Genomic DNA, 10079 nt, shown 5'->3' with positions numbered 1-10079 from the left:
GCACCGGCGCACCGGGGTGAGCGTGCGGATGATCGTGGGTAGCGCCGGGCCATGCCCGGCGAGCGCAGCGGCGCGCGTTACTCCGAAAAACTGAAGAACGGCGGTTCGACCGCTTTTTTCCAGTAGCTCGGCGCCGCCATGTAGAACTGCTGTGCTTCCGCCTTGGCAAACCAGGCGGCAGCAGCGTCAGGGTTCTTGTCCACGCCCGGCGCACTGCGGCCCAGCAGCAGCCCGGCGAAGTACTGGCCGAACACATTGCCCTTCTCGCCGGCGCGCTGGTACAGCTGCAGCGCACGCGCCGGATCGCGCGGCAGTCCCACGCCCTTCTCCAGCAGCGCGCCCAGGTCCACCTGCGCTTCGGCATCGCCGCGCTCGGCGCGACGCTGGATCTGCGCAACCAGCGGATGCACGCTGTCGCCCTGCGCGGCCACCGCATCCGGCAGTCGCGACGATGAACTCGGGTAGCGCTGGTAGATCATTCCGCGCAGGTCCCAGCGCAGCGCCTGTTGCGCGTCGCCACGCTGGCGATAGGCCTTGGCGAGTTCGTAGAACGCATAGGGATTGCCGTGGTAGGCCGCCGCCAGATAGGCGCGTTCGCCACGCCGCCAGGACGCGCGCAGCACCGGCGCAGGATTGATGTGGGGGCTGTCGGCATACCGCAGCGTGCCGGAGATCCAGATCCGGCCCAGGGCTTTTTCCGCCTTGGTGTTGTGGAAGGTCCAGGGGGTGACCGCTGCGGCACGCTCGTAATAGGCGATGGCGCGCGGATCGTTGAAGCGCTCGAAGGTTTCCGCGGTATCAAAGGCTCCCTCGAAGCTGCCGTCGGTTCCGCGTTGTTCCAGGCTCTGCTGCTGAGCCGGCGGAAGGAGCGAGGGTGGGGGCAGGGTCTGGCAGGCGGCCAGGCCCAGGCAGATCAGGGCGGCCAGAGCCGCGTTGCGTCCGTTGCGGTGTTGCATTTCCATTGCACGTTTCACGGCGGGCCATTATGCGCTCTGCGGAGTGGTTGCCAACGCAACGGTTGCGCCGTGCCGGAAAGCGGGGTAGGGTCGATGCCATGTCGATCCGCCTGGCCACCGCCGTCAACAACACCAACCGCAATAATCTGCGTGCGAATAATCGTGCGCGGCCGATGCGGGACTGCGCCCTGGGTAGATAGACAGCAACATACGCCCGGACACCAGAAAACCCGCATTGGCCGATGCGGGTTTTTTTTGTGCCCGGGCGCAGCCCCACCCGGGCCTGGATGGCCGGTCGAACACCCTCCCCCCGTGTACTTCCCCACAACAGGAGTTCCACCCATGTGTTCGATCTTCGGTATTTTCGGCCTGCAGGCCGGTGACGATCTTCCTTCCCTGCGCCGCCATGCGCTGGAGCTGTCGCAGCGCCAGCGTCATCGTGGCCCGGACTGGAGCGGTGTGTACCTGGACGAGGGCGCGCTGCTGGTGCACGAGCGCCTGGCCATCGTCGATCCGGCAGGCGGCTCGCAGCCGCTGCTGTCCGAAGACGCGCAGCTGGCGCTGGCGGTCAACGGCGAGATCTACAACCACCAGCAGCTCAAGGGCGGACTTGCCCAGGCCTATGCCTTCCAGACCGGCTCGGACTGCGAGGTGATCAACGCGCTGTACCGCCAGGGCGGGTCGCCGGCGCAGTGGCTGGAGCAGCTCAACGGCATCTTCGCTTTTGCGTTATGGGATCGCAGTGCGGGTCGTGTACTGATCGCGCGCGACCCGGTCGGCGTGGTGCCGCTGTACTGGGGCCATGATGCGCAGGGGCGGTTGCGCGTCGCCTCTGAAATGAAGGCGTTGGTCGATACCTGTGCCGACGTCGCCCAGTTCCCGCCGGGCCACTACTACGACAGCGCCAGCGGTGAGCTGGTGCGCTACTACCAGCAGCCGTGGCGCGAGTACGACGACGTGCAGGGCCGCTCGGCCGATCTCGCCGAGCTGCGCCAGGCTTTCGAACATGCGGTCGAACGCCAGTTGATGAGTGACGTGCCGTACGGCGTGCTGCTGTCGGGCGGGCTGGATTCGTCGCTGGTTGCCGCCGTGGCAGCACGCTATGCGCGTCGTCGCATCGAAGATGGCGGGCAGAGTGAAGCGTGGTGGCCGCGCCTGCATTCGTTCGCCATCGGCCTGAAGGGCTCGCCGGATCTGGCCGCTGCTGCGGTGGCCGCCGAAGCACTGGGCACGGTCCACCACGGCTTCGAATACACCTTCGAAGAAGGCCTGGACGTGCTGCCGGAGGTGATCCGCCATATTGAAACCTACGACGTCACCACCATCCGCGCCTCCACGCCGATGTTCCTGCTGGCGCGCCGGATCAAGGCGATGGGGGTGAAGATGGTGCTGTCCGGCGAAGGCAGCGACGAGATCTTCGGCGGCTATCTGTACTTCCACAAGGCGCCGGACGCGCGCGAATTCCACCAGGAACTGGTGCGCAAGCTCGATGCCCTGCACAACTACGATTGCCTGCGCGCCAACAAGTCGATGATGGCCTGGGGCGTGGAGCCGCGCGTGCCGTTCCTGGACCGCGAATTCCTCGACGTGGCGATGCGATTCGATGCCGCGCACAAGATGGTCGGCGCCGGTTTTGGTGGTCGCCGCATCGAGAAGGCGGTACTGCGCGAAGCCTTCCAGGGCTACCTGCCGGACAGCATCCTGTGGCGGCAGAAGGAGCAGTTCAGCGATGGCGTCGGCTACGGCTGGATCGATGGCCTGAAGGCGCACGCCGAAGCACAGGTCAGCGACCGCGTGTTGGCTGCGGCCGACAAGCGCTTCCCGCACAACCCGCCGCAGACCAAGGAGGCGTACTACTACCGTCACCTGTTCGAGCAGTTCTTCCCCAGCCATGCGGCGGCTGAAACCGTGCCGGGCGGCAAGTCGATCGCCTGTTCCTCGCCGGCAGCGATCGCCTGGGATGCCAGCTTCGCCGCCGCCGCCGACCCATCGGGCCGCGCCATCGCCGGCGTGCACGAGCAAGCGTTGGCCTGATCGGCCGCGCCGAGCGGCAGCCACACGGGTAGCGCCGGGCCATGCCCGGCGAGCCCTGCAGCGCATGGGCAGCGAGGGACGTATCATCAGCCCCCTGCACATTGGGGAATGTTCATGGACGTACAGACCGGAGGTCCCGTGAGGCCGACGAAGTGGGCTTGGCGCTACCTGGTGTGGGCCGGCGTGCCGCTGCTGGTCGGCCTGCTGCTGGCGCGCTATGCGGGGCCCGGGCTGCCGACGGTGGCCAGCAAGGCCGAAGCCGTGGTCGGCAGTGACTGGGCGCATCACCTGGCCTCGCCGCTCGGCCTGTTCCTGCTGCAGCTGCTGGTGTTGCTGCTGGTCGCCAAGGGCGCCGGTGCGCTGTTGAAGCGCTTCGGCCAGCCGGCCGTGATCGGCGAAATGGCCGCCGGCCTGATGATGGGGCCGCTGTTGCTGGGCAGCCTGCTGCCGCAGGTGCACGGTGCACTGTTCCCGGCCGCTTCGCTCGGGCCGCTGGGCATGCTCAGCCAACTGGGTGTGCTGATGTTCCTGCTGGTGGCCGGTGCCGAGCTTGATCTGGGCGCGCTGCGTGGGCGCCGTCGATTCGCCTTCACCGTCAGCCACGCAGGCATCGCGGTGCCGTTCGTGCTTGGTGTGGTCCTGGCCATCTGGCTGTACCCGCAGCATGGCCCGCAGGGCGTGGGTTTCACCGCGTTCGCGCTGTTCGTCGGTATTTCGATGAGCATCACCGCTTTCCCGGTGCTGCTGCGCATCCTCGCTGATCGCGGCATCACCCACACCCCGCTGGGGCAGACTGCCATCGCCTGCGCGGCGCTGGGCGATGCGACCGCGTGGTGCCTGCTGGCGCTGATCGTGGCGGCAGCGCAGGCCACCGGCTGGTTGCCGGCCAGCCTCAACCTGCTGTGCGTGGTGGCGTTCATCGCGCTGATGCTGGGACTGGTGAAGCCGTGGTTTGCCCGCCAGACCATCGCGCCGGGTCGCGAAGGGCGCTGGCTGCTGGGCATCCTGCTGCTGTCGCTGGCCAGTGCGCTGGTCACCGAAGTGCTCGGCATCCATGCGCTGTTCGGCGCCTTCGCTGCAGGCGTGGCGGTGTCGTCCAACGCGCAGCTGCGGCAACTGCTGGTGGCCAGGGTCGAACCGTTCGCGGTGACGCTGCTGCTGCCGCTGTTCTTCGCCATGACCGGCCTGCGCATGCGCGCCGACGCGTTGCACAGCAGCGACATTCTGCTGTGCGTGGTGGTGATCGCCGTGGCCACGGTGGGCAAGCTGCTGGGGACCTGGAGTGCGGCGCGCAGTACCGGCATGGCCTCGCGCGAAGCGTGGCGACTGGGTGCGCTGATGAATACCCGCGGGTTGATGGAGCTGATCGTGCTCAACCTCGGCTACGAGCTGGGCCTGCTGGGCGACCGCCTGTTTGCGGTGCTGGTGATCATGGCACTGGTGACGACCGCGATGACCGGGCCGCTGTTGAACCTGATCGAGCGCCGCAAGGCCTGACGCGGTGAATCCCGCCGGGCATGGCCCGGCGCTACCATATCGTTCGGATCCACTGTGCGCGGGCTCGTTGCTCTGGTAGCGCAGGGCCATGCCCGGCGAGCAATTACCTGGCCGGTAACAGCGTCAACGTGTGCTGCGCCTTGCCGGGAAGGAACGGGGTGGGGCGGCCGTGCACCCAGTCCTCATGTCCAGCGCCCCAGTAAGGCGACAGCGGATGGCCGCTCTGCCCACCCGGCATGTGCACGATGCCATCGGCCTCGTGGCCGGGCGAGACCACCATGCGCTGCGAGGCGCCGAACGCCGGCGTCTGTACACGCGGCATGTCACGGTCGCCGGGCAGGGGATCGGCCGGCATGCACAACCAGCGGCTGGCGAAGGCGGGCAGGGCGCGCGCGACCGGATGGCAGATCGCTGCGGTATTGCGCTCGCCCCAGCTGCGGTGCGCCAGCGGCCCCTGCGCGGACAGCTCCGCGTCGGTACGGCGCGCCGCATCGGCCAGCAGTGCATCCCAGCTCGTGTAGGCGGGGGGCAGCAGGTTGGCGGGGCGTTGCTGCAGCATCGGCCAGGCCACGCCTTCCAGCTGCGCCAGGCGCGGTGCCAGGAAATCCCCGCCCAGCGGTGCCCGGGCCGGTGCCAGCAGCGCATCGGTCAACGTGTCGAGTACCTGTGTGCGGAACTCGCGCACCACCCGGTAGCTGACCGAATCGATCGCGGCGCGACCGTCCCAATGGCTGCTGGCCGTGCCCAACCGCTTCAGTGCCGGATCGTCGCTGTGCTCGACCACCTGGTGCAGCAGCACCCACCAGCGCTGCAGGAACACCGCGCGGTCGTCGAGCTGGATCGCCAGCAGGTCGTGCTCGTCGAAATGCGCCTGCGTGGCCAGCAGGTCGCGGATCTGCCGTCCGCGCGCGCCGAGGTCGTAGCCGCCATTGCCGATCGTGGCCAGCGTCGCCTCGTCCACCACGCGGCTGTTGGCCGTCCACAGCCGATGCGAGGCGGGGTCGACCAGGCTCGGCGCGGCGTCGCTGCGGATCGGCCACGGCGCGCAGCCCCGGTTGCGGTGATTGTCATTGAAGCCCAGCGGTGTACAGCCCGGGCCACGGTCAGGCCGCGCGCCGATCAGGCGCCACGCGATACGCCCGCTGCGGTCGCCGATCACCAGGTTCTGCGCGGGAATGCCGGCATGGTCGGCAATCTGCAGGGCCTGGTCCAGATCGGCGGCCCGTGCCATGTCGGCGAAGTCCATGCGCACCGCGCCCGGCAACTGCGCGACCCAGCGCAAGGCGTCGCCGCTGCCATCGGCGTGGGTGTGCAGGATCGGTCCCCACGCGGTTTCGCGTACCGGGAAACGCACGTCGGCACCGCCGGCCACGACGATCCGTTCCTCGTGCACGGTCACTGCAGCGTCCGCTGGCTCGGTGCGGAAGTCGGCAGTGTCGATGTAGCTGTTGGTGAAGCCCCAGGCCACGTGGCCGTTGCTGCCGACAATCACCGCCGGCACGCCCGGCAGCGAGAATCCGCTGACATCGACCTGGCCACCCGCGGCCTGTGGATCGGGGTAGCGCAGGCGCACACGGAACCACAGGCTGGGAGCGCGCAGGCCCAGGTGCATGTCGTCGGCGACGATCGCACGGCCATCGGCGGTCAGCGCGCCGGCCACGGCGAAATTGTTGCTGCCGACCGCGTCGGCATCCTCGGCAGCCGCGCCGGTCGCGGCCTTCAGCGTGCGCAGGTCCAGCTGGCTGGCATCAGGCAGGGGGGCGTTGCCACGGGCAGCGCCGGCCAGCGGCGCATCCCACTCGCTGCCGTCGTGCGCCAGCAGCGCATACAGTGCCGGTGGCACCACCGCGCGGATGCGCTCCAGGGCGAGTTCGGACTGGTTGCTGGGGTCCTGCAGGTCGGCGTACATGGCCAGGCCTGCCAGCACGCTGTCGCTGGCCCGCCAGGGTTGGGGCGCCTGCCGCAGCAGCAGATAGGCCCATGGCCGCACCGCCAGGCTGCCCAGGCCCTGGTTGACCCCGTCCACATAGGCGCGCACGGCCGCAGGGTCGCTGCCCAGTGCGTCCTGCAGATGGGCCTCGGTACGCGCGCGCAGGCGGTGTACGCGCATGCGCTTGTCGGCTTCGATCGCCTTCGCCCCGAACAGGGCGGACAGTTCACCTGCGGCACTGCGCCGCATCAGGTCCATTTCGAAATAACGTTCCTGCGCGTGAACACGGCCGAGCGCCCGCAGGGCATCAGTCTTGTTGCCGGCGGTGATGGTGACCACCCCCAGCGCATCGCGCTCCACGGTGACCTTGGTGGCCAGCCCGGGCAGCGGGCGCTCGCCGTCCAGTTCGGCCAGGCTGCCGCGCAGCAGCAACCACAGGACCAGCACCGCGAGCAGCACGATTGCCACCAGCACACCCAGAATCCACCGCCACGTACGACGCATTACAGGTCCTTTCCGAGCAGGTCGGCCGATTGTAGCCGCAGGCGCAACTGCGACTGATTCCGATTAGATCACCGTATTTCCAGATGGGGCACCATGGGCGCCATCGATTCACAGGAGCTCCCCCCATGAAAGGCAACCCGGACGTCATCGCCTGCCTGAAGGAACTGCTGCGCGGCGAACTCGCCGCCCGCGACCAGTACTTCATCCACTCCCGCCGCTACGAGGACCAGGGCCTGTTCGCGCTGTACGAACGCCTGAACCACGAGATGGAGGAAGAGACCCAGCATGCCGACGCGCTGCTGCGCCGGATCCTGTTCCTGGGCGGCGACCCGGACATGCGCCCGCATGCCACCGAGCCCGGCAAGACCGTGGAGGAGATGCTGCGCAAGGACCTGGACACCGAATACGCGGTGCGCAACAACCTCGCCGCCGGCATGAAGCTGTGCGAGGAGAAGGGCGACTACGTGAGCCGCGACATGCTGCTGGCGCAGTTGAAGGACACCGAGGAAGACCACGCCTGGTGGCTGGAGCAGCAGCTGGGCCTGATCAAGCGCATCGGCCTGGAGCTGTACCAGCTGAGCAAGATCGACGGCAGCGGCGCCCCGGCGCACTGACCACGATTGTCGTAGCGCCGGGTCATGCCCGGCTCTACCAGGAGCGCAAAGCAACGTCGCCCGCCAGCACCGGAGCACCGCCAGCCAGCCTTCGCCCGCCAGCTGCTCCACCGCCCGCCAGCCGACAAACAAAGAAGCCGGGGAATGCCCCGGCTTTTTTGTGTCTGATGCTCCGATCCCGGTAGCGCCGGGCCATGCCCGGCGGGTTCCCGGTTGCCGGGCAAGGCGTGTCAACCAAGGTTGACACCTACCGTCACTCGACCGACAACCCTTCCACCTTCTGCCAGCCACGCGGCAGCAGATGGCCACGGGTGGCGCGGGCGCCCAGATAGGCGTCGAGTTCGTTGAACTTCAGGCCCATGGTGCGCTGGCCACTGCGGACCTGCAGGGTCTGGCCCGGGCTGATTGCCACGATGGCGACCACGCGTTCGGTGGCGAGCTTGGCCTTGGGGATCTCGATGATCTTGTTGCCCTTGCCCTTGTCCAGTTCCGGCAGGTCGTTGGCGGCGATCGCGAGCAGGTTGCCCGAACTGGTCACCGCGACGATGCGGTCGGTAGCGACGTTGGCCACCACCGATGGGGTCAGTACCGACGAGCCCGCCGACAGGTTCAGCATCGCCTTGCCGGCCTTGTTGCGACCGATCAGGTTCTCGAAGCGGGTGACGAAACCATAGCCGTGGGTCGAGGCCAGCACGAAGCGGGTATCCGGTTCGGCGCTGGCCAGGGTCACGAAGCTGGTGCCTGCGGCCGGCGAGAAGCGGCCGGTCAGCGGCTCACCGTTGCCGCGTGCCGAGGGCAGGGTATGCACCGGCGTGGAGTAGGCGCGGCCTTCGCTGTCCAGGAACGCGACCTGCTGGGTGCTGCGCGCACGCACTGCACCCTGCAGCGCATCGCCATCGCGGTAGGAGAGGGTCGAGGCATCGATGTCGTGGCCCTTGGCGGCGCGGATCCAGCCCTTCTCGGACATCACCACCGTCATCGGCTCGCTCGGCACCAGCTCGGTCTCGTCGATGGCTTGGGCGGCCTGGCGCTGCACCAGCGGCGAGCGGCGCTCGTCGCCGAACTTCTTCGCATCGGCCTGCAGCTCGTCGCGGATCAGCTTCTTCAGCTTGGCCTTGCTGTCGAGGATGCTGAGGATCTTGTCGCGCTCCTTGGCCAGTTCGTCCTGCTCGCCGCGGATCTTCATTTCTTCCAGGCGGGCCAGCTGCTTCAGCTTGGTTTCCAGGATGTACTCGGCCTGGTCTTCGGACAGGCCGAAGCGTGCGATCAGCGCCGCCTTCGGTTCGTCCTCGGTACGGATGATGTGGATCACCTCGTCCAGGTTGAGGAACGCCACCAGCAGGCCTTCCAACAGGTGCAGGCGACGCTCGACCTTCTGCAGGCGGTGCTGCAGGCGGCGGGTGACGGTGCTGCTGCGGAATGCCAGCCATTCGCTGAGCAGCGTCTTCAGGTTCTTCACCTGCGGACGGCCGTCCAGCCCGATCACGTTGAGGTTGACGCGGTAGCTGCGCTCCATGTCGGTGGTGGCGAACAGGTGCCCCATCAACTGCTCGGCGTCGACGCGGTTCGAGCGCGGCACCAGTACCACGCGCACCGGGTTGGCATGGTCGGACTCATCGCGGATGTCTTCCAGCCACGGCAGCTTCTTGGCGCGCATCTGTGCGGCGATCTGCTCGATCACCTTCGACGGCGACACCTGGAACGGCAACGCGGTGACCACCACGTTGTGCGCTTCCTTGATGTAGGTGGCACGCGCACGCACGCTGCCGTTGCCGGTCTCGTACATGTTCCGCAGATCGTTGGCCGGGGTGATGATCTCGGCGTTGGACGGATAATCCGGACCCTTCACGTGCTCGCACAGGTCGCGCACGCTGGCATCCGGATCGTCCAGCAGGTGCAGCAGCGCGCTGACGATCTCGTTGAGGTTGTGCGGCGGCACATCGGTGGCCATACCCACGGCGATGCCGGTGGTGCCGTTCAGCAGCAGATGCGGCAGGCGTGCCGGCATCCAGGTCGGTTCCTGCAGGGTGCCGTCGAAGTTCGGTGCCCAGTCGGTGGTGCCCTGGCCCAGTTCGCCCAGCAGTACTTCGGCGATCGGGGTCAGCTTGGATTCGGTGTAACGCATCGCCGCGAACGACTTCGGATCGTCGCTGGAACCGAAGTTGCCCTGGCCTTCGATCAGCGGATAACGGTACGAGAACGGCTGTGCCATCAGCACCAGCGCTTCGTAACACGCACTGTCGCCATGCGGGTGGTATTTACCGATGACGTCACCGACGGTGCGTGCGGACTTCTTCGGCTTGGACGCGGCATTCAGGCCCAGCTCGCTCATCGAATAGATGATGCGGCGCTGCACGGGCTTCAGGCCGTCGCCAATGAACGGCAGGGCGCGATCCAGGACCACGTACATCGAGTAGTCGAGGTAGGCGCGTTCGGCGTACTCGCGCAGCGGCAGTTGTTCGAAACCGTGGAACACGGGGCGGGCAAGATCGGTCATGCGGCGTTGTTACCTATGTCGGGAGGCGGTGACGGCGGTCGCCGCTC

At 67.7% G+C, this 10079-nt stretch carries 6 protein-coding genes; 3 read left to right on the top strand and 3 right to left on the bottom strand.

Annotated elements, in window-relative coordinates:
* Positions 1-77 precede the first annotated feature (77 nt).
* Positions 78-956: a tetratricopeptide repeat protein gene (locus AC3WTC_RS04125; RefSeq protein ID WP_099842196.1), complete on the bottom strand. Its 879-nt coding sequence runs from the start codon at positions 954-956 to the stop codon at positions 78-80.
* Positions 957-1298: 342 nt separating this feature from the next.
* On the opposite strand from AC3WTC_RS04125, the gene asnB reads away from it, so the two are divergent.
* A complete protein-coding gene (asnB, locus tag AC3WTC_RS04120) occupies positions 1299-2990 on the top strand; it encodes an asparagine synthase B (protein ID WP_492710700.1) in 1692 nt (563 codons plus the stop codon).
* 108 nt (positions 2991-3098) lie between these two features.
* The gene (locus AC3WTC_RS04115; RefSeq protein WP_492710698.1) at positions 3099-4487 is read left to right on the top strand and encodes a cation:proton antiporter domain-containing protein; all 1389 of its coding nucleotides are present in this window, start codon (positions 3099-3101) and stop codon (positions 4485-4487) included.
* 103 nt (positions 4488-4590) lie between these two features.
* Here AC3WTC_RS04115 and AC3WTC_RS04110 read toward each other — a convergent pair whose 3' ends face one another.
* Positions 4591-6921: a penicillin acylase family protein gene (locus tag AC3WTC_RS04110; protein WP_492710697.1), complete on the bottom strand. Its 2331-nt coding sequence runs from the start codon at positions 6919-6921 to the stop codon at positions 4591-4593.
* Positions 6922-7046: 125 nt separating this feature from the next.
* Between AC3WTC_RS04110 and bfr the strand changes: the two genes are divergently transcribed.
* A complete protein-coding gene (bfr, locus tag AC3WTC_RS04105) occupies positions 7047-7535 on the top strand; it encodes a bacterioferritin (RefSeq protein WP_025877631.1) in 489 nt (162 codons plus the stop codon).
* A 253-nt stretch (positions 7536-7788) separates the two neighbouring features.
* Here the strand turns inward: bfr and parC are convergent, their stop codons facing one another.
* A complete protein-coding gene (parC, locus tag AC3WTC_RS04100; RefSeq protein WP_032975808.1) occupies positions 7789-10032 on the bottom strand; it encodes a DNA topoisomerase IV subunit A in 2244 nt (747 codons plus the stop codon).
* Positions 10033-10079 lie beyond the last annotated feature (47 nt).

The sequence above is a fragment of the Stenotrophomonas sp. FW305-C-20-S1 genome, assembly GCF_058783335.1.
Note: the sequence above shows the minus strand (reverse complement) of the source record. Positions and strands in the feature narration are given on the sequence as shown.

Bases quoted from the DNA above. Each gene is read 5' to 3' on its own strand.
- AC3WTC_RS04125 (WP_099842196.1), bottom strand. From the start codon at position 956: ATGCAACACCGCAACGGACGCAACGCGGCTCTGGCCGCCCTGATCTGC.
- asnB (WP_492710700.1), top strand. From the start codon at position 1,299: ATGTGTTCGATCTTCGGTATTTTCGGCCTGCAGGCCGGTGACGATCTT.
- AC3WTC_RS04115 (WP_492710698.1), top strand. From the start codon at position 3,099: ATGTTCATGGACGTACAGACCGGAGGTCCCGTGAGGCCGACGAAGTGG.
- AC3WTC_RS04110 (WP_492710697.1), bottom strand. From the start codon at position 6,921: ATGCGTCGTACGTGGCGGTGGATTCTGGGTGTGCTGGTGGCAATCGTG.
- bfr (WP_025877631.1), top strand. From the start codon at position 7,047: ATGAAAGGCAACCCGGACGTCATCGCCTGCCTGAAGGAACTGCTGCGC.
- parC (WP_032975808.1), bottom strand. From the start codon at position 10,032: ATGACCGATCTTGCCCGCCCCGTGTTCCACGGTTTCGAACAACTGCCG.